The organism is Escherichia sp. 93.1518, from assembly GCF_013368915.2.
GTDB lineage: Bacteria > Pseudomonadota > Gammaproteobacteria > Enterobacterales > Enterobacteriaceae > Escherichia > Escherichia ruysiae.
This window is the reverse complement of record NZ_JABWMT020000014.1, coordinates 34,490-60,512: the sequence shown is the minus strand read 5'-3', so window position 1 is coordinate 60,512 and position 26,023 is coordinate 34,490. Positions and strand designations below refer to the sequence as shown.

The window sequence follows — 26,023 nt, the reverse complement described above, 5'->3', positions numbered from 1 at the left end:
GTTATATGCATAGCCCTTAATTAACAGCAGGTTACAGTGATGAAAATGCTCTTCGCTATTGAGAATAACATGAATGGTGCATTGGTCATACCAAAATTGATATGAATCAAGTTTTGTTGCTGAAAAGATAGGCGGATTTACCGGGTGAGATCAAAAAACAGAGATTATTGTTTATTATTTAAGCTGGATCGGGAGAGTGAGGCGTATATGGAGGGCATTTGGTAGGCCAGATACAATGCGCAGCATCGCATCAGGCATTGGTGCACGGCTGTCGGCTGTGGCGTGGACGCTTCATCCAACCTACAGAATCCGGGGCGCATCAGATACCAGCAAGGTTACCTGATGCGACCGACGATAGCTTTTAACCGAGGGTTTTGAACGCCTTAATGCGCTGCAAATGCGGGGAGATATTTTTGAATTTGTGCGTCTGCTCTTCGTCCCAGACAATCTCGTAATAATGATGCAACTCTTCAGATGTCCGCTGACTGTTAAGCGCCTCATCGTTACGCGACAAAATCACCAGACAACGATCGCGATTCTTCTCACGGAAATTGGTCACACATTTAGTCGCGATATCGGTGTACTCTTCCGGGCGATCAATCTTCCCTTCCATGTTCTCGTAAGGGAACAAATTGGGGTTGAAGATCACCTGGCGGATATCGCAGAGAAAACCAATCCGTTCTGCCCAGTAACCGCCCAGCCCGACACCGCAAATTAGCGGGCGCTCGTCAACATTCAGTTGCAGCATTTTGTCTACTTCTTTGAGCAGATGCTGCATATCGTGTTTCGGATGCAGAGTGCTGTAGCTTATCAAGCGTACATCCGGGTCAATAAACTGCAATTGTAAAACTTTCTCGTGGTTACCCGGACTGTTAGAGTCAAAACCGTGTAAATAGATAATCATCGCTTCCTCACATAAGCCAGGGTTAGTGACCTGCTTTCTCTTCCTGCCAGCGTTCATGTAACTGATTCAGACGGGCGCTGATCTCTTTCCAGCGAGTCGAGTCCATCAGCTCCTGTCGCGAAAATGAACCTTTATGATACAAACGTGTAACACGCTCTGCCTTGATCGGTGACAGATTATCTAACACGCTGACGGCTCCCTTACGATTATTGCAGACCAGGATCATATCGCAACCCGCATCCAGTGATGCCTGCCCACGTTCGGCATAACTGCCCATAATCGCGGCACCTTCCATCGATAAATCGTCTGAGAAAATCACGCCGTCAAACCCCAGTTCCTGGCGTAAAACTGTTTTCAGCCAGTAGGGAGAACCGCTCGCCGGACGCGGATCAACATCGCTGTAGATCACATGTGCAGGCATAATGGCATCGAGTTTATTTTCACGGATTAAGGTGCTGAATACCGACATATCTTTGGCGCGAATTTCCGCTTGCGGACGTGGGTCGCACGGCGTCTCTTTGTGTGAGTCAGCCGTTACTGCACCGTGGCCTGGAAAGTGTTTACCGGTGGTTTTCATTCCGGCTTCATGCATACCATCAATAAACCGGCTGGCAATTGCGAGGGCTTTTTCGGGATCGGCATGGTAAGAACGCTCGCCAATCGCCGCGCTAATGTGCCCTACATCCAGCACGGGTGCAAAGCTGATATCAATATCCATGGCGATCATTTCACTGGCCATCAACCAGCCTGCCTCTTGTGCCAGTTTGCCGCCTTCTTCCATTCCCAACAGCGCAGCGAATGATTGCGCCGCAGGCAAGCGGGTAAAACCTTCACGAAAACGCTGCACGCGCCCACCTTCCTGATCCACCGCCACCACCAGATGATTGCGCGAAGCTGTGCGAATTTGGCGCACCAGTTCGCGTAACTGGGCAGGATCATGATAGTTACGCGTAAAGAGAATCAGCCCACCCACCAGCGGATGCGCCAGTATTTCACGCTCTTCCGCGTCCAGTTCGTAACCTTCAACATCCAACATTACTGGACCCACACTGCTCTCCTTATTGTTTTATTGATAGCTGCCGCCAGGTGTCATCGGCAAGCCTGATAAATTGTTGATCGCCGCTTTGTTGCCAGCGGTACTCAAACCACCCTGCTTTGAGCATCAGCAACCAGGGAAACCAGCGCCTGACCTGACGCCATAATTGCGCCGGATTAATCTTCGCCCGCGCGGCATAGTCATTGACCAATTGCCGGTGCTGCTCAGTATTTTCCACCCACACCGCCGCCAGTTCCAGCGCGATATCGCCATCACCAGCATACTCCCAGTCAATGAGTTTTAACCCAGAAGCACTATGCACTAAGTTTCCGGCATGAACATCCATATGCAATGGGCTTAAGCGTAATGGCTGTGGTTCCCGTATTTTGCGCAGACGTTTTAATAGTCGCAGCCAACCCGCTGTCCGTCGCGCAGGATCGCTTCGCTGCCAGTACCTTTCCAGTAACGGCAGCAGGGTTATTCGCCAGCCAAAGCGCGGTTGTTGATGCAGATAATACAGCAAGCCTGCCAGTTCGTCGGTATCCGGCAATTGCGTTTTTACCTCGCCGGGCAAATAGTCAACCACCATCCAGCCACGGAGATAGAGATGTGGCTTCGGTGCAAGGTATGCCGGTAATCGTGATAACGCCCGATACTGGCGCAGGAACACGGACTGCGGTGCATCAGGATCGTGAGTCTGACGCACAACGAAACGCAGATCCTGATGTTCAATGAGAAAACTCCCGCCGCTAAGTCCATGATTAAACGTCGCGACGGGATGGTACTGCGGGAAATAGCGCGACAATAATTCGTCGCGCGTGATGGGATTATTGTTGCTGAACGGCACCTTTACCTGACCAGATAATTTCACCCGTCTGCACCAACATGAGTTGCATTTGCAGGGTCGGTGCGTTGACGTTACCAGAGGCACTGGAGTACAGCACATAATGAGCGCCGACGTTACGGGCAATGCCAATCGCTTTACTGCGAGTGCCTAAACTGTCCTGCGGCGACAAACCTAACTGCTGCTTGGCCATTGAAAGCTGTTGGGCAGAAACGAGTGTAAATTTACCGTTATTGGCCAGCGCATTACGTAGCGTTTCGGTCGCTTCTCCGGCATTCAGCGAGCCGTTAGTACGGTTGTTAACGCTATCAACCAGCAGAACGCTGCCTGCGGTCACACCATCAGCCCCAAGCATTTTACTGACCATCGGCTGCATTGCACCGTTCCAGTCATAATGACGAATATGCGGCGCAGGCGGTGCGGTTTGATCTTCGTGCTCAATTGGCCCTGGCTGCTGCGGGATCGTCGGCACCGATGGCACGGTTGGTACAGGCTGTTGCGGCTCGGCAGGTTGCTCCGGCGCAGGTTTCACCTCTTCTACCGGTGCAGGTTCTCGTTGCCCCACACACCCGGCGAGAAACATCGCCAGCGCGGTGATTAAGGCGTAGCGACTCATTTTTGTCATCAAGATTCACCCCTTACAAATATAGATAAAGTCTGACTTTGTGCGCCCCCAGATAATTGGCGCTGCCGTACAGAGTTACCGCCGAACGTGCGGGAATGGTAACGCTGCGGGGCGTTTCCAGAGGATGCATCTCCAGCCCTCTGGCGTCATACCAGTAAAAACGATAATGAACGGTAACGGGTTCTTGCCTTTCGTTATAAAGCGTCGAGGATGCAGAAGGCTGAATATCAGACATTGAAAGAACGGGCTTTTCTGCACTGATGCCCGCAGCCAGAAGAGATGACTCAATCACCAGAGATTGTTCTTCATTCACCGGAATCTCCGGATGTGAACGACACCCCACCAGCAATAACAGCGCCAGAGACACCAGCCCAAAGCATCCTTTTCTCATCGTTACAGACCTTTATGCGCCAGCATTGGGCCCAGAGGACGGCCACCCAGCAAGTGCATATGGATGTGGTACACCTCTTGCCCGCCATGGCGGTTGGTGTTCATGATCAGACGATAGCCATCTTCGGCAATGCCTTCTTGCTCAGCAATTTTTGCCGCTACAGTGATCATGCGTCCCAGCGCCTGCTCATGCTCGGCAGAGACGTCGTTTACGGTAGGAATCAGGATATTAGGAATGATTAAAATATGCGTTGGCGCTTGCGGCGAAATATCGCGAAACGCCGTTACCAGATCATCCTGGTAGACGATATCGGAGGGGATCTCACGACGAATAATTTTGCTGAAAATAGTTTCTTCTGCCACGACATTTTCCTTTTTCAAATAGTCATGCGTTGCGCCATGCTACGCCGCGCCACACTGCGAGTATAGAGTATGGTCGAGTTAAACCCGCTCTTTCAACCTTAACCCACGATTTATTAAGCAAAAACCGTTTTACTGCCGCATACATCGCCATTATTCCCCTTTATGCCTGCGAATGAACCGAAAACACACTTTCTCTTTGGTTTACACGTTAAATATGAATGCGTATATTTCTCATTTGCATTACCATGAAAAATTATTAGCGCGCTAAATATTACTGCTCATCGCCCTCCTCTGGAATGAGCCTGACTACAACATAAATCAAGAGATTTCAGATGCTTTCGACACAATTTAACAGGGATAATCAGCATCAAGCCGCAGCCACGCCGTCGCTGCTCGCAGCCTGCATTGCTCTGGCTTTATTTCCTTCCGCTACACTGGCCGTGCCAACCGCCGAAGAAACAGTGATTGTTGAAGGGGCTGCCAATGCTCCAGTTGATGACGAAAATGATTACAGCGTAACGTCTACCTCTGTAGGTACTAAAATGCAGATGACCCAACGTGATATTCCACAGTCGGTCACTATTGTCAGCCAGCAGCGAATGGAAGATCAGCAACTGCAAACGCTGGGCGAAGTGATGGAAAACACTCTGGGGATAAGCAAAAGCCAGGCCGACTCCGACCGCACCCTCTATTATTCGCGTGGATTCCAGATCGATAACTATATGGTCGATGGCCTCCCCACCTATTTTGAATCGCGCTGGAATCTGGGCGACGCACTCACGGATATGGCGCTGTTCGAGCGTATAGAAGTGGTGCGTGGCGCGACCGGGCTAATGACCGGCACCGGCAATCCTTCTGCGGCGATTAATATGGTCCGCAAACACGCCACCAGCCGTGAATTTAAAGGCGATGTCTCGGCGGAATACGGTAGCTGGAACAAAGAACGTTATGTGGCGGATTTACAAAGTCTGCTCACGGAAGATGGTAAAGTCCGCGCACGAATTGTTGGCGGCTATCAGAACAACGATTTATGGCTGGATCGCTACAATAGCGAAAAAACTTTCTTCTCCGGCATTGTGGATGCTGATTTGGGCGAGCTGACCACATTTTCTGCCGGTTATGAATATCAACGTATTGATGTTAACAGCCCGACCTGGGGCGGCCTGCCACGCTGGAATACCGATGGCAGCAGCAACAGTTACGATCGCGCCCGCAGTACCGCGCCTGACTGGGCGTATAACGACAAAGAGATCAACAAAGTCTTTTTGTCACTGAAGCAGCGATTTGCCGATACCTGGCAGGCGACGCTGAATGCTACCCATTCCGAAGTCGAATTTGACAGCAAAATGATGTATGTCGATGCCTACGTAAATAAAGCAGATGGAACGCTGGTGGGACCATATGGCAGCTATGGCCCCGGATTTGATTATGTTGGCGGCACTGGCTGGAACAGTGGCAAACGTAAAGTTGACGCGCTGGATCTGTTTGCCGACGGCAGTTATGAATTATTTGGTCGCCAGCACAATCTGATGCTCGGCGGTAGCTACAGTAAACAAAACAACCGCTATTTCAGCTCCTGGACTAACGTTTTCCCCAATGAAATTGGCAGTTTCTACAACTTCAACGGTAACTTCCCGCAGACTAACTGGGCGCCGCAAAGCCTGGCGCAGGACGATACCACACATATGAAATCGTTATATGCCGCCACTCGTGTCACCCTTGCCGATCCGCTGCATCTGATCCTCGGCGCACGTTATACCAACTGGCGGGTTGATACGCTGACTTACAGCATGGAGAAAAACCACACTACGCCTTATGCGGGTCTGGTGTTTGACATCAATGACAACTGGTCGACCTATGCCAGCTATACCTCTATTTTCCAGCCGCAAAATGATCGCGACAGTTCGGGCAAATATCTGGCGCCAATCACCGGTAACAACTACGAACTGGGTCTAAAATCAGACTGGATGAATAGCCGTCTGACCACCACGTTAGCCATCTTCCGTATTGAGCAGGATAATGTCGCCCAGTCCACCGGAATGCCTATCCCGGGCAGTAACGGCGAAACCGCCTATAAAGCGGTGGATGGGACAGTAAGTAAAGGCGTGGAATTTGAACTTAACGGCGCAATTACCGACAACTGGCAGCTGACGTTTGGCGCAACGCGCTATGTGGCGGAAGATAACGAGGGGAATGCCGTTAATCCGAATCTGCCACGTACCACGGTTAAAATGTTTGCCAGCTATCGGTTGCCTGTCATGCCAGAGTTGACGGTCGGCGGCGGCGTTAACTGGCAAAATCGGGTGTATACCGACACCGTGACACCGTATGGCACCTTCCGCGCCGAGCAAGGTAGCTACGCGCTGGTGGATCTGTTCACCCGCTACCAGGTGACGAAAAACTTCTCGTTGCAGGGGAACGTCAATAACCTGTTCGACAAAACCTACGATACCAATGTGGAAGGTTCTATCGTCTACGGCGCACCACGTAATTTCAGTATTACTGGCACGTATCAATTCTGATTAACACCTGTAAAAAAGGCAGCCATTCGGCTGCCTTAGTCTCCCCAACATTCTACTGATTAGTTGTTGCGGATGTACTCATCCATCTCGGTTTTCAGGTTATCGGATTTAGTACCGAAAATCGCCTGAACACCAGAACCAGCAACCACTACGCCCGCTGCGCCCAGTTTCTTCAGGCCAGCCTGATCCACTTTGGACACATCAGCAACGCTGACGCGCAGACGAGTAATACATGCGTCGAGGTTAGTGATGTTTTCTTTACCACCAAATGCGGCAACCAGAGCCGGAGCCATTTCGCTAGTACCGGTTGCTTTCGCATCTTCAGTTGCGTCTTCGCGGCCCGGCGTTTTCAGATCCAGAGCTTTAATCAGCACACGGAAGATGGTGTAGTAAACAATCGCATAACCAATACCGACAATCGGGAACAGCCACAGTTTGCTGCTGTTACCAGACAGTACGATGAAGTCGATCAGGCCGTGCGAGAACGACGTACCGTCGCGCATTCCCAGCAGAATACAGATTGGGAATGCCAGACCAGCCAGAATAGCGTGGATGATGTACAGGATCGGCGCAACGAACATGAAGGAGAACTCGATCGGCTCGGTGATACCGGTCAGGAACGAGGTCAACGCAGCGGAGATCATGATACCGCCAACTTTAGCGCGGTTTTCTGGTTTAGCAGAGTGCCAGATAGCAATCGCAGCAGCCGGCAGACCGTACATTTTAAACAGGAAGCCGCCAGACAGTTTACCCGCAGTCGGGTCACCCGCCATATAACGCGGAATATCGCCGTGGAAGACCTGACCTGCTGCGTTGGTGTATTCACCAATCTGCATCTGGAAAGGTACGTTCCAGATGTGGTGCAGACCAAACGGCACCAGACAACGTTCGATGAAGCCGTAAATACCAAACGCAACTACCGGGTTCTGGTAAGCAGCCCACTGGGAGAAAGTCTGGATTGCGGAACCAATCGGCGGCCAAATGAAGGACAGCACAACGCCAGTAAAGATGGCAGCCAGACCAGAAATGATCGGTACAAAGCGTTTACCGGCAAAGAAGCCAAGATACTCAGGCAGCTTAATACGGTAGAAACGGTTAAACATGTACGCTGCAATCGCACCGGAGATGATCCCCCCAAGTACGCCAGTATCCGCCAGATGTTTAGCGGCAATTTCTTCAGCAGGTAAATGCAGTACCAGCGGCGCGACCACAGCCATGGTTTTTACCATGATGCCATAGGCAACTACTGCGGCAAGAGCGGATACGCCATCGTTATTGGTAAAGCCAAGGGCGACACCGATCGCAAAAATAAGTGGCATGTTTGCAAAGACGGAACCGCCTGCTTCTGCCATAACATGCGATACAACGGCTGGCAGCCAGCTGAAATTCGCGGAACCGACGCCCAGCAGAATACCTGCGATAGGCAGTACGGATACCGGCAGCATCAGCGATTTACCGACCTTTTGCAGGTTAGCAAATGCATTCTTAAACATAATTGAGAGTGCTCCTGAGTATGGGTGCTTTTTACGTTCTCACGCGTGGCAAGGGGGGAGAACCTTGCCGTGTACAGGGCATCTAAGCGCCCTTTATTTATTACACAGAGTAAAATAATTCAGTGTCGATTTGTTTGACGGCTATCACGTTTCAACTTCAGGTCTTTAGCGAAGTTGCACATTTTGACAAAACATATGTCAAGATGTTTCAAACATGGTTAGCCACCGCCCAATTTGCGGCGGTGAACTTTACTCGTTTTAACCATTAATTACGAGCTTAAAAAAAATTCATTCAACTGATGGACTGCAGGCGGGAAGCGTCGATGTGAAACAGACGGGCGAAGTTATCGGTGGTTACCTGCGCCAGTTCTTCAACGGCAACACCTTTCAACACAGCCATGTATTCTGCAACGTCACGAACCATTGCAGGTTGATTCTCTTTTCCTCGATGTGGCACTGGCGCCAGGTAAGGCGAGTCAGTTTCCACCAGTAGCCGATCCAGCGGGACATAACGCGCGGCATCGCGCAGTTGTTCCGCATTACGGAAGGTCACAATGCCGGAAAAGGAGATGTAAAATCCGAGATCCAGTAACTTGCCCGCCGTTTCTTTGTCCTCTGTAAAACAGTGTAGTACGCCACCACAATCCGTCACTTTTTCTTCACGCAGAATAGCCAGCGTATCGGCGCGGGCGTCACGCGTATGGACGATAACCGGCTTGTTCAGTTCGCGACCAATCTGGATATGATGAATGAAGGATTCTTGCTGACGGACTTTTGTTTCCGGCGTGTAATAATAATCCAGCCCGGTTTCACCCAGCGCAACAACGCCCTCTTCTGCTGCCAGACGGCGTAAATCTTCCACATCGTAGGGATCATTCTGGTTTAGCGGATGCACACCGCAAGAAAAAACGACGTTGTCACGTTCGCCAACCAGATCCCGCATATGCAGGTAACCGGGCAATGTCGTGGCGACCGCCAGACAAAATTTCACATCGCGCGCGGCGGCTTTCGCCAGAACGTCATCCACGTCCTTGTGTAAAGATTCATAATTCAAACCATCGAGATGGCAGTGTGAGTCGACTAAAAACATAATGTCTCTCTTAAAGATGAGGAACCGGTAACACAACGTCCGGTTGCAGGTAATGCTCAATACGCAGTAAAAGATCGGTAATGACAAGCTCGCGGTTTACGCCTGTGACAGAAATTAACTGCTCACGACTTTGGCAAACATCCCCCAGTATAGCCTGCAGGCGAGAGGGAGAAAGCTGGTTTGCCAGCGCGGCGACAACGCCAGGAACATCAACATTGGTGACTTGTGAAGCGCCATAATGGCGTTTGAGCGCATCCATCAACAAAGTTGCCAACCAGTGCAGACGCGCCGGAGCTTGTTCGTGGTTAAGTGCCGACAACATCGAATACCAGTCGCCAGATTGCACGCTGTGTGCCAACGCCTGACAAAGTGTCTCACGTGCCTGCCAGATATCCCCTTGAAACAGCCCCAATGCCGCGCCAGGCGAACCGGCGCTCAGGCGCAATGCGGTTAGCATAGCCTCTTGTGACATTGTCACTTCACGCGCAAGCCAGCTCACTGCGTACTGTTCCGGCGGCGGTGCAAGATAATGCAAGCGACAACGGCTGCGCAGTGTTGCCAGTAAGCGTTCAAGTTCTCGTGTAGCGAGGAAAAACCAGGTTTCCGCTGGAGGCTCTTCCAGTGTTTTCAGCAAAGCATTGGCAGCGGCATCGGTCAGCAAGGCAGCATCGGTGACCCAGACAACTTTCGCACCGCCCAATCGTGCGTGTTCATTAAGCTTTTCGGTGACTTCACGCACGGCATCAATGCCCAGAGCATTCTTCCCTTTTTCGGGAGTAAGAGTGTAATAATCGGGATGCGTCCCCGCCTGCATCAACTGGCATCCGCGACAATGACCACAGCTTTTGTGGCCCTGCGGTTGTTGGCAAAGTAAATAACGGCTCAGAGCGTAGATTAAGGCATCATCGCCCATGCCAGGTAATGCCTGAATGAGCAGCGCATGGTGACCCCTTCCGGCCTGATAGCTGGCTACCAGTTTTTCGAAATCAGGTCGTAACCATGGATACCATCTCATTCGCCCTGCTCCTTAACCCAGTGAGTCACGGTGGTGCGAATCGCGTCCATGACATCTTCCAGCGATTGTGTTGCATCAATAGTGTGAATGCTTTTATCTTGTGCAGCCAGTTCCAGGTAGCGAGCGCGGGTGCGATTAAAGAAATCAAAAGACTCTTGCTCAATGCGATCCAGCTCGCCGCGCGCACGCGCGCGCTTAAGGCCGACTTCTGGAGTAACATCGAGATAGAGCGTTAAATCAGGGCGAAAATCCCCAAGAACGGCATCACGCAACGTTGCCAGCATATGCTGGTCAATACCACGACCACCGCCCTGATACGCCTGAGTGGAGAGATCGTGGCGATCACCAATCACCCATGTGCCGTTTGCCAGTGCCGGTTTGATGACGGTTTCTACCAGTTGTACACGCGCGGCATAAAACATCAGCACTTCGGCTTTATCGGTAATGACTTCATCGCCTACCGATTTGATATCCAGCACCAGGCTTCTTAACTTTTCGGCAAGTTGCGTACCGCCGGGTTCCCGAGTGAAAACCATGTCGCGGATACCCAGTTGCTCAAGCGTCTCAACCACCACGTTGCGTGCGGTGGTTTTGCCTGCGCCTTCCAGCCCTTCAATGACGATATACTTACTGCGCATTTTTTTCCTTAAGCACTTTCAGATAATCCTGCACAGACTTGTTATGACTGGCAAGATTGGTATTAAACGTGTGACCACCTTTACCATCGGCCACAAAATAGAGATACGGCGTTTTCGCCGGATGCGCAGCAGCCTTCAGCGAATCTGCCCCCGGCGTAGCAATCGCGCCTGGCGGCAGACCAGTTATGGTGTAGGTGTTATACGCTGTCGGCGTTTCCAGATCTGCACGAGAAAGTTTGCCATTATAACGCTCTCCCATCCCGTAAATCACCGTCGGGTCGGTCTGCAGGCGCATACCAATGCGTAAGCGGTTGATAAATACCGAGGCAACCTGATCGCGTTCACTGGCAACGGCGGTTTCTTTTTCGATAATTGATGCCATCGTCACCAGCTGGTTTTTATCTTTATAAGGTAGACCGTCCGCACGCCCTTCCCAGGCGCTATCGACCGCTTTCACCATTTTCTTGTGCGCTCGCTTGAGTAACGCGACATCGGAGGTATTGGCGGTATACATCCAGGTGTCTGGCCAGAACCAACCTTCAATCCACTCCGGGTTTTCCAGTTCAAGTGCCTGCGCTACGGTGGCGTACTTATCGTCGCTCAGCGTATGCTTGATATACGGGGCCTCACGCAATTGCTTGAGGTAATCGCTCAGACGCATCCCCTCCACCAGGCGTAGTGGAAACTGTGCTTCTTTACCGCTTTCCAGCAATTTCAGCATCTCACGCACGGTCATCTGCGGTGTAAAGCGGTAAGTCCCGGCTTTGAAATGAGAAAGATCCGGCTCGATACGCAGCAGCCATTGAAATACCCGTGGGCGATTGATGATCTTATCGGCATAAAGCTGTTCACCGAGCGCCAGACGTCCGGTCCCTGGTTTCAGAGTAAATATCGTCTCTTCTTTAATAAGTAATTTGCTGTCGGCGAGGTGGCGAACCTTCCAGACGCCCACACCAGCGGCGATACCCAGTACCACCAGCAATAACAAAACAATCAATAACACTTTTTTCATGACTAATTCGGGTGCTCACAAAGTGGGGCTAAATATTCATATAGCGTTGTTGACGAAAAGGAGGCCTCGCCACAGGCACGCACGGGAATCACTGGCATCAACGCATTACAAACTACCATCTCATCTGCCTGCATCACCTCCTCCAGCGAGGCTTGTACTTCGACAAGCTGATAAGAGGATTGTGCCAGTAAACGGATACAGAATTGTCGCATAATGCCGTTAACACCTGCCTGATCCAGTCGCGGCGTATAAACTACGTTGCTCTTGCGCCATAACAAATTAGCCGCACAGCATTCCGTAACCCACCCTTCGCTGTCAAGAACCAGCGCCTCATCGGCGTTTGTCTGCTCAAGATGAGAGCGAATTAGCACTTGCTCAAGCCGATTAAGATGTTTAATACCTGCGAGATAAGGATTGCGTCCAAGGCGTACTGGACTTAGCGCCAGAGTAATGCCCTCTTTGCGTAAGCGGTCATAATGTGCAGGGTAAGCCGCAACGGAGAGAATGCGCGTTGCCGGACCGCTGTTCAATGTGCTGTATCCTCGCCCACCACTGCCGCGACTGATCACCACTTTCAGCACACCGTTCTGCTGTGCTGCTGCCAGCGTTTTCATCTCTTGCTCAAGCTGCGGCCAGAAATCACAGGCGATCATTAACCGCTGAGTGGCTTCCTGTAGTCGCTGTATATGCGCGGATAACAAACTGACTTCACCGTCGATAATTCTGGCTGTGGTGAAACAACCATCGCCAAATTGCGTTGCCCGATCGCTTGCTGCCAGCGAATCCTGTTTATGACCGTTAATTAAGAACATACCGGCTCCTTATCAGAGGATTGTTAGTGTGGCAGCATGTTCACTGCGGAACAAGTCTGAATAAAACCTAAGAAAAAAGGCCCGCAAGCGGACCTTTTATACAGGTGGGAAATAGCAACTTAGATCTTTTTAAAGATCAAAGAACCATTAGTGCCACCGAAGCCGAAGGAGTTACACAGGGTATACTCCATTCCGCTGACCTGACGTGCTTCATGCGGTACGAAATCCAGATCGCAACCTTCATCCGGGTTATCCAGGTTGATGGTCGGCGGAACAGCCTGATCGCGCAGCGCCAGGATGGAGTAGATAGACTCTACCGCACCCGCCGCACCTAACAGGTGACCGGTCATGGATTTCGTGGAACTTACCAGCACACGGCTTGCAGCTTCACCGAAGATGGTTTTCACTGCCTGCGCTTCGGCTTTATCGCCAGCAGGCGTTGAAGTACCGTGCGCGTTAACGTAGCCAATCTGGCTCGCTTCAATACCTGCATCACGCAGAGCATTTGCCATTGCCAGAGCTGCGCCTGCGCCATTTTCCGGCGGCGACGTCATATGATAGGCATCGCTGCTCATACCAAAGCCGACGAGTTCAGCGTAAATTTTCGCACCGCGTTTTTTCGCGTGTTCGTACTCTTCGAGCACCAGCATACCGGCACCATCGCCCAGTACGAAACCATCACGCTCTTTATCCCACGGGCGGCTAGCCGCTTGCGGGTTATCATTGCGGGTAGATAATGCACGTGCCGCGCCGAAACCGCCAACGCCCAGCGGCGTACTGGCTTTCTCTGCGCCACCTGCAACCATCACGTCAGCATCGCCATACGCGATAATACGCGCAGCATGACCAATGTTGTGCACGCCGGAAGTACAGGCGGTCGCGATAGAGATGCTTGGGCCACGCAGGCCATACATGATAGTCAGGTGACCTGCCACCATGTTCACAATCGTTGACGGAACGAAGAATGGGCTGATCTTACGTGGACCACCGTTCATCAAAGATGTGTGGTTTTCTTCGATCAGTCCGAGGCCGCCAATCCCGGAGCCAATTGCGGCACCAATGCGGGTTGCGTTCTCTTCCGTTATTTCAAGGCCAGAATCCTGCATGGCCTGAACGCCAGCGACAATTCCATATTGAATGAAGGCATCCATCTTGCGCTGTTCTTTGCGCGAGATAATGTCCTCACAGTTAAAATCCTTTACTAAGCCAGCAAATTTCGTTGCATAGGCGCTAGTATCGAAATGGTCGATTAGGCTGATGCCACTCTGACCGGCAAGCAGAGCTTTCCAGGTAGACTCTACGGTATTGCCGACAGGAGACAACATGCCCAGTCCGGTCACAACTACACGACGCTTAGACACGTTTGTCCTCCAGGGAGGGAAAAAAATGATTCTAGTGGGACAAAAAGATAAAACTCAGGCGGTCGAACGACCGCCTGGAGATGTTCACTTACGCCTGGTGGCCGTTGATGTAATCAATGGCAGCCTGAACGGTGGTGATTTTCTCAGCTTCTTCGTCCGGAATCTCAGTATCAAACTCTTCTTCCAGAGCCATTACCAGCTCAACGGTGTCAAGAGAATCCGCGCCCAGGTCTTCAACGAAAGAAGCATTGTTGGTAACTTCTTCCTGCTTAACGCCCAGCTGTTCGCCGATAATTTTCTTAACGCGTTCTTCGATAGTGCTCATACTCTTAAATTTCCTATCAAAACTCGCTTTCGCGATGGTTTTCGTAGTGTATAAAATGTTGAAAAATTTGCAACTAAATCCCGGCAGGTCTTACCACGATTTTACGTTATTTTGAGGCCATACCCCCCAACAACGCAAATCATTTTGCACTAATTATTACTCATAACCACGCAGACTGCGCGCAACATGAGCATTTTGTGCAAATCGCGGTCAGACCATGTACATCCCGCCGTTCACATGCAAAGTTTCACCCGTGATGTAAGCTGCTTCGTCGGATGCCAGGAATGCAACCGCGTTGGCGATTTCCTGTGCGCCGCCGAGGCGACCCGCAGGAACCTGCGCCAGGATACCCGCACGCTGGTCATCGCTCAGCGCACGTGTCATGTCCGTTTCAATAAAGCCCGGAGCAACAACGTTTACAGTAATACCACGTGACGCAACTTCGCGCGCCAAGGATTTACTGAAGCCGATCAAGCCCGCTTTCGCCGCAGCGTAGTTGGCCTGACCGCCATTTCCCATGGTACCAACCACAGAACCGATAGTGATAATACGACCATGACGCTTTTTCATCATAGCGCGCATTACCGCTTTTGACAGACGGAAAACAGATGAAAGGTTGGTTTCGATAATATCGTTCCACTCATCATCTTTCATTCGCATTAACAGGTTATCACGAGTGATACCGGCATTATTGACCAGGATATCGACTTCACCAAATTCTGCGCGAATTTTTTCCAGAACAGATTCGATAGATGCCGGGTCGGTCACATTCAACATCAGACCTTTACCGTTATCACCTAAATAATCGCTGATCGCCTGAGCGCCGCTTTCACTGGTCGCAGTACCGATAACTTTCGCGCCACGAGCTGCGAGCGTTTCCGCAATTGCGCGACCAATCCCACGGCTTGCACCGGTTACCAGTGCGATTTTTCCTTCAAAATTCATGTTTTTCCTCTTTTAAAGCTCGAGCGCCGCTGCCATCGCTGAAGGTTCGTTCAGCGCCGAGGCGGTCAGGGTGTCGACAATGCGTTTTGTCAGGCCAGTAAGCACTTTGCCTGGTCCCACTTCATAAAGATGTTCAACGCCTTGCGCTGCCATGTATTCAACAGATTTCGTCCATTGAACCGGATTATACAGCTGACGTACCAGCGCATCACGGATAGCATCGCCATTAGTTTCGCATTTCACATCAACGTTATTCACAACCGGGACGGTTGGGGTATTGAAGGTGATTTTCGCCAATTCAACAGCCAGTTTATCGGCAGCCGGTTTCATCAGCGCACAGTGAGACGGTACGCTCACTGGCAACGGCAACGCACGTTTTGCGCCCGCAGCTTTACAGGCAGCACCTGCACGCTCAACCGCTTCTTTATGACCGGCAATAACGACCTGCCCCGGAGAGTTAAAGTTTACCGGAGAAACCACCTGACCTTCTGCAGCTTCTTCGCAAGCTTTAGCAATAGACGCATCATCAAGACCGATGATTGCCGCCATTGCGCCTGTCCCTTCCGGTACAGCTTCCTGCATGAACTTGCCGCGCATCTCAACCAGACGCACTGCATCAGCAAAATCAATCACACCAGCGCAAACCAGCGCGGAGTATTCACCCAGGCTGTGACCGGCCATCATCGCCGGTGTTTTACCGCCCTGCTGCTGCCACACACGGTACAACGCAACAGATGCAGTCAACAGCGCAGGCTGGGTTTGCCAGGTTTTATTCAGTTCTTCGGCAGGCCCCTGCTGGGTCAGCGCCCACAGGTCGTAGCCCAGCGCCGCAGAGGCTTCAGCAAACGTTTCTTCGACAATGGGATAGCTCGCCGCCATATCAGCCAGCATTCCAACGGTTTGAGAGCCCTGTCCAGGGAACACAAATGCAAATTGCGTCATCTTTAAATCCTTATCCTAGAAACGAACCAGCGCGGAGCCCCAGGTGAACCCACCGCCAAAGGCTTCAAGCAGAACCAGCTGTCCAGGCTTAATACGCCCGTCGCGTACAGCTTCATCAAGTGCACAAGGCACAGAAGCGGCAGAGGTATTACCGTGTCGATCCAGCGTCACGACGACATTGTCCATCGACATGCCGAGTTTTTTCGCCGTCGCGCTGATAATACGCAAGTTCGCCTGATGCGGAACCAGCCAGTCCAGTTGGGAACGATCAAGGTTATTTGCCGCCAGCGTCTCATCAACGATGTGCGCCAACTCAGTTACCGCAACCTTGAAGACTTCGTTGCCCGCCATGGTCAGATGAATTGAATTTTCTGGATTCACACGGTCGGCGTTAGGCAATGTCAGCAATTCACCATAACTGCCATCGGCATGAAGATGCGTGGAGATAATTCCAGGCTCTTCAGAGGCAGCAAGCACCGCAGCGCCCGCGCCGTCGCCAAAAATGATAATGGTCCCGCGATCTGTTGGATCGCAGGTGCGCGCCAGTACATCGGAACCGACGACCAGAGCATACTTCACCGCACCAGATTTCACATATTGATCGGCTACGCTCAGCGCGTAGGTGAAACCTGCACAGGCTGCAGCAACGTCAAACGCCGGGCAACCTTTGATGCCCAACATGCTTTGAATCTGACATGCTGCGCTCGGGAAGGCGTGCGTGGCAGAAGTTGTTGCCACAACGATCAGGCCAATCTGGTCTTTATCAATGCCCGCCATTTCAATTGCACGCGTCGCCGCTTCGAAGCCCATGGTAGAAACGGTTTCGTTTGGCGCGGCAATGTGGCGTTCGCGGATGCCAGTACGAGTGACAATCCACTCGTCAGAGGTATCCACCATTTTTTCCAGATCGGCGTTTGTCCGCACTTGTTCGGGCAGATAGCTGCCAGTACCAATAATCTTCGTATACATGTACGCTCAGTCACTTTTCGGTTATATACCGTCACTTGCAAACTGCGAGTTCGCTGGCAGCGTCCTGCTACCGCAGAGATCCGCTTTTGCCACCGTCCAACAGCTCAAAACCAGCTGGGTATACAGATTCCAGGCGAGCGGCAATTCGCTGAGGAACTTGTCGCTGCACCGCCTGCACTGCCTGTTCAATCGCGACCGCAAAAGCTCGCTGATTGGCTGCACCATGACTTTTTATCACCGTGCCGCGCAATCCTAACAGACAGGCGCCGTTATACTGGTCGGGGTTGAGGTGACTGAATCGCCTCGTCAGGCTCTTTTGTAGCCAACGCTTTAATAACAGTAGCCACCACGACCGTTTTTTCCCTTCTCCCTGAGATTTCAGCAGAGAAAGGAACATCCTGACAACACCTTCCATCGTCTTTAATGTGACATTTCCTGTAAAGCCGTCACAGACCAACACATCTGTCTTGCCAGTTAATAACTCATTGGCTTCAAGATAGCCGATATAATTGATAGAAGGGATTGTTTTAAGCACCGCTGAGGCATCCCGAATACTGTCGAGACCCTTTACTTCTTCTTCACCAATATTGAGCAACGCCACGCGAGGGTTAGGGATTTCCACCACCTCTTCAGCCAAAACTGAGCCCATAATGGCAAATTGCACCAACATTGTGCTGTCACAATCGACGTTGGCTCCTAAATCGAGAACCACCGTTTTGCCCTTTTGTTGATGCGGTAACACCGTCACCAACGCCGGGCGCTCAATCCCCTCCAGGGGCTTGAGTAATAATTTAGCCAGCCCCATCAGCGCCCCGGTATTGCCAGCACTAACACAGGCTTGCGCTCGACCCTCTTTCACCAGCTCCAGCGCCACGCGCATTGAGCTACCGCGACTGGCGCGGATAGCCTGCGAAGGCCGGGCATCACTGGCGATAACTGACTGCGCAGGAATAATCTGCAAACGCGAACGTTGTTCAAAATCAGCTTTAGCAAGTAATGGCGTGATGGCGTCGGGGTTACCGACTAAAAGAAGAGTGAGTTGCGAATTAGAGTTCAGTGCCTGCAAAGCTGCAGGCACTGTCACAGAAGGGCCAAAATCGCCCCCCATGACATCTAACGCCAGGGTTAGACGTGTCAAGGTATCGTCGCCGCCCGGTTTGGTCTTTCCCCAGTTGCCTGGGGAAAATCCTCACTAAGCTTCATCACGCAGATGCGTGATTACTTAGCGATGACCTTGCGGCCACGGTAGTAACCGTCGGCAGTGATGTGGTGACGCAGGTGTTTTTCACCAGAAGTTTTGTCTACAGACAGGCTGGTGACTGCGGTCAGCGCGTCATGGGAACGACGCATGCCACGTTTGGAACGGGTTGGTTTATTCTGTTGTACGGCCATGGACCTTACTCCTCAATTACGGTTTATCCCCGATCCAACGGGGAGCACCAATTACTTACGCTTTAAGCTGGCTAATACGGCAAATGGGTTTGGCTTTTGCGCTTCTTCAGGCAGTTCACCAAAGACCATGTCCGCTTCGGACACTTCACAGTGTTCAGAATCATGCACCGGAACTACCGGCAAGGCGAGGATGATTTCATCTTCAACCATTGCAAGCAGATCGATTTCACCGAATTCGTTAACCTCAATCGGTTCATACGCTTCCGGCAGTGCTTCAGCCTGTTCGTCTGAACGCACAGGACTAAAACAATACGTTGTGTAGACCTGATGAGTAAACGGCTTCCCGCAACGCTGACACTCGAGCGTTACCGTCACCTTCGCATCGCCGTTTAACACTGCGAGACGTTGGTTATCGATAGCGAACGACATGGAGCATTCCACATCACTGTCCACACTGACTACGGATTCGGCGACGCGCTCAACCTGATCAGGAGTATAGATACCCTGGTAATCAAGGCGTTTTTGAGCCGTACGAACCGGATCGAGAGTCAGGGGTAATTTTACCTTTTGCATAGGGCGCGCATATTAACTTTGTAACGTCATAGAGTCAAAGAAAAAGGCAGCCTGTGGTTGCCTTTTGCCAATAATTCGCACACATTGCGGGTTACTGCTTTATTTTCGTTCAGTGCTGATAACGAACATCAACCTGCAAAACGAAGCGCATAGTTTAAAATGGCTATCATCAATACGCTATATCTGATGGAAAAAAATATGTCTAAACTTATTTTAGCCTCCACTTCGCCCTGGCGCCGCGCCTTACTTGAAAAACTACAAATCTCTTTCGAATGTGCCGCTCCGGAGGTCGACGAAACCCCGCATAGCGATGAATCGCCGCGCCAGCTGGTGCTCCGGCTGGCGCAAGAAAAAGCGCAATCCTTAGCATCACGTTATCCCTCTCATTTAATTATCGGTTCAGACCAGGTGTGTGTTCTTGATGGCGAAATCACCGGTAAACCGTTAACGGAAGAAAATGCGCGTCTGCAATTACGCAAAGCCAGCGGCAATATTGTCACCTTCTATACTGGGCTGGCGCTGTTTAATTCGGCGAGCGGGCATCTGCAAACGGAAGTGGAACCTTTTGACGTTCATTTCCGCCACTTAAGCGAGGCGGAGATTGATAATTACGTGCGTAAAGAACATCCCCTGCACTGCGCTGGCAGTTTTAAGAGTGAAGGGTTTGGCATTACGCTATTCGAACGTTTAGAAGGACGTGACCCTAACACGCTGGTTGGTTTACCGCTCATCGCGCTCTGTCAGATGTTACGTCGGGAAGGGAAAAACCCGCTGATGGGGTAGTTTTGTCTGCCGGATAAAGCATTTACGCCGCATCCGGCAATCGGTTCTGGCAGCCTGACGCGACGTAAACACCTTATCAGGTCTACCACCCATTATATCTGGCTTATATGTTTGTATTAACGCGCATTACGCAGTTTCTGCAAACAACGCTTCAGACCATCATCCATCGGCGCTTCGATACGCATCACCTCACCCGTTCCCGGATGGGTAAACTTCAACGCTGCCGCGTGCAGGAACAAACGCTTCAGCCCCGTTCCGGTCTCAGTGAGCTGTTGATCAAACTCACGATCGCCGTAACGATCATCAAACGCAATCGGATGACCAGCGTATTGAGTATGCACACGGATCTGGTGTGTACGTCCGGTAACCGGACTGCAACGAACCAGCGTGGCAAACGCATAGCGTTCTTCCACTTTGAAGCGTGTTTCTGACGGTTTACCTTCCTGGCTCACACGCACAATACGTTCGCCGCTTTGCAGAATATTCTTCAGCAGCGGAGCCTGGACACTCTTCACGTGTGACTGCCACTGACCGCGCACCAGCGCCAGATAATCTTTTTGCATCCCTTTTTCACGTAATTGCTCATGCAGAGAACGTAACGCCGAACGTTTTTTCGCTACCAGCAATACACCTGAAGTGTCCCGGTCGAGTCGATGCACCAGTTCAAGGAACCGCGCTTCCGGGCGCAACGCCCTCAGCCCTTCAATAACGCCGAAACTCAAACCACTGCCGCCATGCACCGCCGTACCTGAGGGTTTATTGAGCACCAGGATATGATCATCTTCATATAAGATGACGTCCGCCAGCGCCGCCACTTTTTGCAGATGCGGCGAAACAGCCTCTTCTTCCCGTTCGGCAACGCGAACCGGTGGAATACGCACTTCATCACCAGCTTCGAGTTTATATTCAGGCTTAATACGTTTTTTGTTCACCCGCACTTCGCCTTTACGCAAAATACGGTAAATCATACTTTTTGGTACGCCTTTCAATTGGGTGCGCAAAAAGTTGTCGATACGTTGCCCCGCTTCATCAGCGGTAATAGCAACGATTTTTACGGATGGAGTCTCTGTTTTCATGGTGGGCGATTCTAAATAGCCAACAGGATTCGCGCCACTCATTTTTCTATGCTTATATTTAGTTCTGCACCTTATTACTTCCCAGTGCAATCACTTAATTGATGGTTATTAAACCAATCGCCAGCAAGAAGTGAAAAAACTGTGAGTAAGTGGGTGATAAATGGTAAAAGTCATCTTGCTATAACAAGGCTTGCAGTGGAATAATGAGAACGTTTCCGTGTCCAACCTTGTTAAAACAAGAAATTTTACGGAATACCCCATTTTGCCCGACCGATCATCAACGCAGCAATGGCGTAAGACGTATTGATCTTTCAGGCAGTTAGCGGGCTGCGGGTTGCAGTCCTTACCGGTAGATGGAAATATTTCTGGAGAGTAATACCCAGTCTGTTTCTCTGATAATTGCGCTGTTTTTCCGCATGAAAAACGGGCAACCGACACTCTGCGCCTCTTTGAGCTGACGATAACCGTGAGGTTGGCGACGCGACTAGACACGAGGCCATCGGTTCACACCCGGAAAGGCGTTACTTTGCCCGCAGCTTAGTCGTCAATGTAAGAATAATGAGTAAGTTACGATGAAAAGAATGTTAATCAACGCAACTCAGCAGGAAGAGTTGCGCGTTGCCCTTGTAGATGGGCAGCGTCTGTATGATCTGGATATCGAAAGTCCAGGGCATGAACAGAAAAAGGCGAACATCTACAAAGGTAAAATCACCCGCATTGAACCGAGTCTGGAAGCTGCTTTTGTTGATTACGGCGCTGAACGTCATGGTTTCCTCCCACTAAAAGAAATTGCCCGCGAATATTTCCCTGCTAACTACAGTGCTCATGGTCGTCCCAACATTAAAGATGTGTTGCGTGAAGGTCAGGAAGTCATTGTTCAGATCGATAAAGAAGAGCGCGGCAACAAAGGCGCGGCATTAACCACCTTTATCAGTCTGGCGGGTAGCTATCTGGTTCTGATGCCGAACAACCCGCGCGCGGGTGGCATTTCTCGCCGTATTGAAGGCGACGACCGTACCGAATTAAAAGAAGCACTGGCGAGCCTCGAACTGCCTGAAGGCATGGGGCTTATCGTGCGCACCGCAGGCGTCGGCAAATCTGCTGAGGCGCTGCAATGGGATTTAAGCTTCCGTCTGAAACACTGGGAAGCAATCAAAAAAGCCGCTGAAAGTCGCCCTGCTCCGTTCCTGATCCATCAGGAGAGCAATGTTATCGTTCGCGCATTCCGCGATTACTTACGCCAGGACATCGGCGAAATCCTTATCGATAACCCGAAAGTACTCGAACTGGCGCGTCAGCATATCGCTGCATTAGGTCGCCCGGATTTCAGCAGCAAAATCAAACTGTACACGGGTGAAATTCCACTGTTCAGCCACTACCAGATCGAATCGCAGATCGAGTCCGCTTTCCAGCGTGAAGTCCGTCTGCCGTCTGGTGGCTCCATTGTTATCGACAGCACCGAAGCGTTAACCGCCATCGACATCAACTCCGCTCGTGCAACTCGCGGCGGCGATATCGAAGAAACCGCGTTTAACACCAACCTGGAAGCTGCCGATGAAATTGCTCGTCAGCTACGCCTGCGTGACCTCGGCGGTCTGATTGTTATCGACTTCATCGACATGACGCCAGTACGCCACCAGCGTGCAGTAGAAAACCGTCTGCGTGAAGCAGTACGTCAGGATCGTGCGCGTATTCAAATCAGTCATATCTCTCGCTTTGGCCTGCTGGAGATGTCCCGTCAGCGCCTGAGCCCGTCGCTGGGTGAATCCAGCCATCACGTCTGCCCGCGTTGCTCTGGTACTGGCACCGTGCGTGATAATGAATCCCTGTCGCTCTCTATTCTGCGTCTGATTGAAGAAGAAGCCCTAAAAGAGAACACTCAGGAAGTCCACGCTATTGTTCCTGTCCCTATTGCCTCTTACCTGCTGAACGAAAAACGTTCTGCGGTAAATGCAATTGAAACCCGTCAGGACGGCGTGCGCTGTGTGATTGTACCAAACGATCAGATGGAAACTCCGCACTACCACGTACTGCGCGTGCGTAAAGGGGAAGAGACGCCGACCTTAAGCTACATGCTGCCGAAGCTGCATGAAGAAGCAATGGCGCTGCCGTCAGAAGAAGAGTTTGCGGAGCGTAAACGTCCGGAACAACCTGCACTGGCAACTTTTGCCATGCCGGATGTGCCACCTGCTCCAGCCCCGGCTGAACCTGTAGCACCTGCAGCAGCTCCGGCGCCTAAAGCAGCGCCGACTACGCCTGCGGCTCCTGCCCAACCAGGCCTGTTAAGCCGTCTATTCAGCGCCCTGAAATCGCTGTTCAGCGGTGGTGAAGAAACCAAACCAACCGAGCAGCCTGCACCGAAAGCAGAAGCGAAACCGGAACGTCAACAGGATCGCCGTAAGCCTCGTCAGAATAATCGCCGTGACCGTAATGAACGCCGCGACACCCGTAGCGAACGTACAGAGGGTAGCGATAATCGCGAAGAGAACCGTCGTAATCGTCGCCAGGCGCAACAGCAGACTGCCGAAACTCGAGAGAGCCGTCAGCAGACTGATGTAACAGAAAAAGCGCGTACCACCGACGAGCAACAAGCACCGCGTCGTGAGCGTAGTCGTCGCCGCAACGATGATAAACGTCAGGTACAACAAGAAGCGAAGGCACTGAATGTTGAAGAGCAATCTGTTCAGGAAACCGAACAGGAGGAGCGTGTACGTCCGGTTCAGCCGCGTCGTAAACAGCGCCAGCTAAATCAGAAAGTGCGTTACGAGCAAAGCGTTGCGGAAGAAGTAGTAGCCGCACCGGTGGTTGAAGAAACCGTCGCCGCCGAACCTGTTATGCCGGAAGCGCCTGCCCAGCGTACTGAACTGGTGAAAGTACCATTGCCAGTCGTTGCACAAACTGCGCCGGAACAACAACAAGAAGAGAACAATGCCGATAACCGTGACAACGGTGGTATGCCGCGTCGTTCTCGCCGCTCGCCGCGCCACCTGCGCGTGAGTGGTCAGCGTCGTCGCCGCTATCGTGATGAGCGTTATCCGGTTCAGTCACCAATGCCATTAACCGTAGCGTGTGCGTCTCCTGAACTGGCCTCTGGCAAAGTCTGGATTCGCTATCCGGTAGTACGTCCGCAAGATGTACAGGTTGAAGAGCAACGCGAACAGGAAGAAGTACAGATGCAGCCGATGGTGACTGAAGTTCCTGTCGCCGCCGCCGTCGAACCCGTCGTTACTGCGCCGGTTATTGAAGAAGTGACCGAAACCGTAGAAGCACCAGTTCAGGTTGCGCAAGCGCAACCGGAAGTGGTTGAAACGACGCATCCTGAAGTGATTGCCGCAGCGGTAACTGAACAGCCACAGGTGATTGCCGAGGCTGATGTTGCTGTAGCACAGGACGTTGCAGAACATGCGGAGCCAGTGGTTGAACCACAGGAAGAGACGGCAGATATTGAAGAAGTGGCTGAAACTGCCGAGGTTGTGGTTGCCGAACCTGAAGTTGTCGCTCAACCTGCCGCACCTGTGGTCGCTGAAGTCGCAGCAGAAGTTGAAACGGTAGCCGCTGTTGAACCTGAGGTCGCAGCTGAGCATAACCACGCTACCGCGCCGATGACACGCGCTCCGGCTCCGGAATATGTTCCGGAAGCACCGCGTCACAGTGACTGGCAGCGCCCTACTTTTGCCTTCGAAGGTAAAGGTGCCGCAGGTGGTCATACGGCAACGCATCATGCCTCTGCCGCTCCTGCGCGTCCGCAACCTGTTGAGTAATCATTAGCTCAAAGTAATCAAGCCCTGGCAATCGCTGGGGCTTTTTATTTCATCTTTGAATCAACAGATTCAAATTCATCAAATGGCATTCTTGCTAGCCAACTACTCAAATCAGGCAAAAAAATGCCCGCCCCGGCGATCCCAGAGCAGGCAGACAAAACATACCCAGTTTCATGATATGTTTGAAAAAGTGCTTATTTGTTGAGCTGGAAAAGTGATAACCCCTGCATATCAGTAAACGCTTTGTACGAGGCCTGCAACGCCGTTTGCTGCATGATGTAAGATGAAATAGTCGCGTTCCAGTCCACATCAACCAAATCACTCATCTGCTGCGTTTGGCCTAAAGCGCGATCGCTACCTAAAGAATCAAGCGACTCCAGCTCGTTCAGCTGTGTGCCTAATTCCGCGCGTACGGTGAGCACATTATTCAGCGAGTTTTTCAGGCCACGGTTGGTTTTATCTAACGCCGCAGCGGAGGTTTCTTTATCCGCTTCACTATCCGCAATCGGTGTTTTAAGCGCCGCAATGGCGCTATCCAGCATGGCAAAAAGATTGGTTTCAGAATCGCTACCGTCTGGTTCCGCTACAGCATTACTGGTAATGCTATTAAAAATTTTGTCGCCGGTATGCCCTATCACCATCGAACGCGAAGCATCGACCTGTTGCTTAATACTTTCTGTTCCGCCGACATATTTACCTTTCTCTTCGCTAAACGGCGCGGTTTCTGTTTTATAACCCGCAAAAATGTAGCGCCCGTTACCGTCAGTAGTATTCGCCAGATTCAACAACTGGTCACGTAGCCCCTGAATATCCGTTGCCAGCGATGCCCGGTCATCGTCACTCAAGGTGCCGTTGCTGGCATAGACAATTTTCTCCTGAGCATTCTGGATAGCAGTGGTCACCTGGCTAAGCACACTCTCTTCCAGTGACACTTTTTGAGTGGCAAAAGTACGCGCCAGCGTGTACTGGCTGTTTTGCGCCTGCGCTTGTGAGAGCACTACGGCTTGTGATGCAGCAATGGGATCATCTGAAGGGTTAACGACTCGCTTACCCGTCGACATCTGTTCGCCATACTTCATCCATTCAGCCTGAGAACTGGTGATACCGCGCATATTCTGCTGGTACATCATTTGAGTACTGAAACGCATTTTT

The 26,023-nt window shown here is 51.5% G+C and carries 25 protein-coding genes; 3 read left to right on the top strand and 22 right to left on the bottom strand.

Annotated features, from left to right (window positions below):
* Positions 1-361: 361 nt before the first annotated feature.
* Genes ycfP through hinT form a run of 6 tightly spaced genes read right to left on the bottom strand, consistent with a single transcriptional unit; the run spans position 362 to position 4,162 of the window.
* On the bottom strand, positions 362-904 hold the full coding sequence (ycfP, locus tag HEN21_RS12495; RefSeq protein WP_000587922.1) for an alpha/beta hydrolase YcfP: 543 nt from the start codon (positions 902-904) through the stop codon (positions 362-364).
* Positions 905-926: 22 nt separating this feature from the next.
* A complete protein-coding gene (nagZ, locus tag HEN21_RS12490) occupies positions 927-1,952 on the bottom strand; it encodes a beta-N-acetylhexosaminidase (protein ID WP_000529325.1) in 1,026 nt (341 codons plus the stop codon).
* A gap of 10 nt (positions 1,953-1,962) precedes the next feature.
* Positions 1,963-2,787 carry a thiamine kinase gene (gene thiK, locus HEN21_RS12485; protein ID WP_105287126.1) on the bottom strand — a complete coding sequence of 275 codons (825 nt, stop codon included), beginning with the start codon at positions 2,785-2,787 and terminating at the stop codon, positions 1,963-1,965.
* The gene (gene lpoB, locus HEN21_RS12480; RefSeq protein WP_000164442.1) at positions 2,768-3,409 is read right to left on the bottom strand and encodes a penicillin-binding protein activator LpoB; all 642 of its coding nucleotides are present in this window, start codon (positions 3,407-3,409) and stop codon (positions 2,768-2,770) included. The genes thiK and lpoB overlap by 20 nt, the downstream gene beginning before the upstream one ends.
* Before the next feature lie 13 nt (positions 3,410-3,422).
* On the bottom strand, positions 3,423-3,800 hold the full coding sequence (locus HEN21_RS12475) for a YcfL family protein (RefSeq protein ID WP_001225286.1): 378 nt from the start codon (positions 3,798-3,800) through the stop codon (positions 3,423-3,425).
* A gap of 2 nt (positions 3,801-3,802) precedes the next feature.
* A complete protein-coding gene (hinT, locus tag HEN21_RS12470; protein ID WP_000807125.1) occupies positions 3,803-4,162 on the bottom strand; it encodes a purine nucleoside phosphoramidase in 360 nt (119 codons plus the stop codon).
* Between the two features lie 332 nt (positions 4,163-4,494).
* Here hinT and fhuE point away from each other — a divergent pair, with 332 nt between their 5' ends.
* The gene (gene fhuE, locus HEN21_RS12465; protein WP_176252521.1) at positions 4,495-6,684 is read left to right on the top strand and encodes a ferric-rhodotorulic acid/ferric-coprogen receptor FhuE; all 2,190 of its coding nucleotides are present in this window, start codon (positions 4,495-4,497) and stop codon (positions 6,682-6,684) included.
* Positions 6,685-6,743: 59 nt separating this feature from the next.
* Here fhuE and ptsG read toward each other — a convergent pair whose 3' ends face one another.
* The 14 genes from ptsG to yceD form a co-directional block, all read right to left on the bottom strand.
* Positions 6,744-8,177: a PTS glucose transporter subunit IIBC gene (gene ptsG / locus HEN21_RS12460; protein WP_000475698.1), complete on the bottom strand. Its 1,434-nt coding sequence runs from the start codon at positions 8,175-8,177 to the stop codon at positions 6,744-6,746.
* A 292-nt stretch (positions 8,178-8,469) separates the two neighbouring features.
* Positions 8,470-9,267, bottom strand: coding sequence for a metal-dependent hydrolase (locus tag HEN21_RS12455; RefSeq protein WP_000480283.1), 798 nt, complete (start codon positions 9,265-9,267; stop codon positions 8,470-8,472).
* 10 nt (positions 9,268-9,277) lie between these two features.
* Positions 9,278-10,282, bottom strand: a complete 1,005-nt coding sequence (holB, locus tag HEN21_RS12450) for a DNA polymerase III subunit delta' (RefSeq protein ID WP_176252522.1) — start codon at positions 10,280-10,282, stop codon at positions 9,278-9,280.
* The gene (gene tmk, locus HEN21_RS12445) at positions 10,279-10,920 is read right to left on the bottom strand and encodes a dTMP kinase (RefSeq protein WP_001257009.1); all 642 of its coding nucleotides are present in this window, start codon (positions 10,918-10,920) and stop codon (positions 10,279-10,281) included. Before tmk ends, holB begins: the two co-directional genes overlap by 4 nt.
* A complete protein-coding gene (gene yceG, locus HEN21_RS12440) occupies positions 10,910-11,932 on the bottom strand; it encodes a cell division protein YceG (RefSeq protein WP_176252523.1) in 1,023 nt (340 codons plus the stop codon). The genes tmk and yceG overlap by 11 nt, the downstream gene beginning before the upstream one ends.
* A 2-nt stretch (positions 11,933-11,934) precedes the next feature.
* A complete protein-coding gene (gene pabC / locus HEN21_RS12435) occupies positions 11,935-12,744 on the bottom strand; it encodes an aminodeoxychorismate lyase (protein ID WP_000478661.1) in 810 nt (269 codons plus the stop codon).
* Between the two features lie 119 nt (positions 12,745-12,863).
* Positions 12,864-14,105, bottom strand: a complete 1,242-nt coding sequence (gene fabF, locus HEN21_RS12430; RefSeq protein WP_000044679.1) for a beta-ketoacyl-ACP synthase II — start codon at positions 14,103-14,105, stop codon at positions 12,864-12,866.
* Positions 14,106-14,193: 88 nt separating this feature from the next.
* Positions 14,194-14,430, bottom strand: coding sequence for an acyl carrier protein (gene acpP, locus HEN21_RS12425; protein ID WP_000103754.1), 237 nt, complete (start codon positions 14,428-14,430; stop codon positions 14,194-14,196).
* Between the two features lie 210 nt (positions 14,431-14,640).
* A complete protein-coding gene (gene fabG / locus HEN21_RS12420) occupies positions 14,641-15,375 on the bottom strand; it encodes a 3-oxoacyl-ACP reductase FabG (RefSeq protein WP_001008544.1) in 735 nt (244 codons plus the stop codon).
* A gap of 12 nt (positions 15,376-15,387) precedes the next feature.
* Positions 15,388-16,317, bottom strand: a complete 930-nt coding sequence (fabD, locus tag HEN21_RS12415; protein ID WP_105284893.1) for an ACP S-malonyltransferase — start codon at positions 16,315-16,317, stop codon at positions 15,388-15,390.
* Positions 16,318-16,332: 15 nt separating this feature from the next.
* Entirely contained in the window at positions 16,333-17,286 is a 954-nt protein-coding gene (gene fabH / locus HEN21_RS12410) for a beta-ketoacyl-ACP synthase III (protein WP_000288127.1), read from the bottom strand.
* Positions 17,287-17,353: 67 nt separating this feature from the next.
* Entirely contained in the window at positions 17,354-18,424 is a 1,071-nt protein-coding gene (gene plsX, locus HEN21_RS12405) for a phosphate acyltransferase PlsX (protein WP_000197577.1), read from the bottom strand.
* An 80-nt stretch (positions 18,425-18,504) separates the two neighbouring features.
* Entirely contained in the window at positions 18,505-18,678 is a 174-nt protein-coding gene (gene rpmF / locus HEN21_RS12400) for a 50S ribosomal protein L32 (protein ID WP_000290727.1), read from the bottom strand.
* Between the two features lie 51 nt (positions 18,679-18,729).
* Positions 18,730-19,251, bottom strand: coding sequence for a 23S rRNA accumulation protein YceD (gene yceD / locus HEN21_RS12395; protein ID WP_001174481.1), 522 nt, complete (start codon positions 19,249-19,251; stop codon positions 18,730-18,732).
* Positions 19,252-19,449: 198 nt separating this feature from the next.
* Here yceD and yceF point away from each other — a divergent pair, with 198 nt between their 5' ends.
* Complete coding sequence (gene yceF / locus HEN21_RS12390) at positions 19,450-20,034, top strand: 7-methyl-GTP pyrophosphatase (RefSeq protein WP_010352275.1); 585 nt, start codon at positions 19,450-19,452, stop codon at positions 20,032-20,034.
* A gap of 116 nt (positions 20,035-20,150) precedes the next feature.
* Here yceF and rluC read toward each other — a convergent pair whose 3' ends face one another.
* Positions 20,151-21,110: a 23S rRNA pseudouridine(955/2504/2580) synthase RluC gene (gene rluC, locus HEN21_RS12385; RefSeq protein WP_024191101.1), complete on the bottom strand. Its 960-nt coding sequence runs from the start codon at positions 21,108-21,110 to the stop codon at positions 20,151-20,153.
* 572 nt (positions 21,111-21,682) lie between these two features.
* Between rluC and rne the strand changes: the two genes are divergently transcribed.
* Complete coding sequence (rne, locus tag HEN21_RS12380) at positions 21,683-24,871, top strand: ribonuclease E (RefSeq protein ID WP_105287131.1); 3,189 nt, start codon at positions 21,683-21,685, stop codon at positions 24,869-24,871.
* Between the two features lie 194 nt (positions 24,872-25,065).
* Here the strand turns inward: rne and flgL are convergent, their stop codons facing one another.
* On the bottom strand, positions 25,066-26,019 hold the full coding sequence (flgL, locus tag HEN21_RS12375; protein ID WP_001212794.1) for a flagellar hook-associated protein FlgL: 954 nt from the start codon (positions 26,017-26,019) through the stop codon (positions 25,066-25,068).
* Between the last annotated feature and the right edge of the window lie 4 nt (positions 26,020-26,023).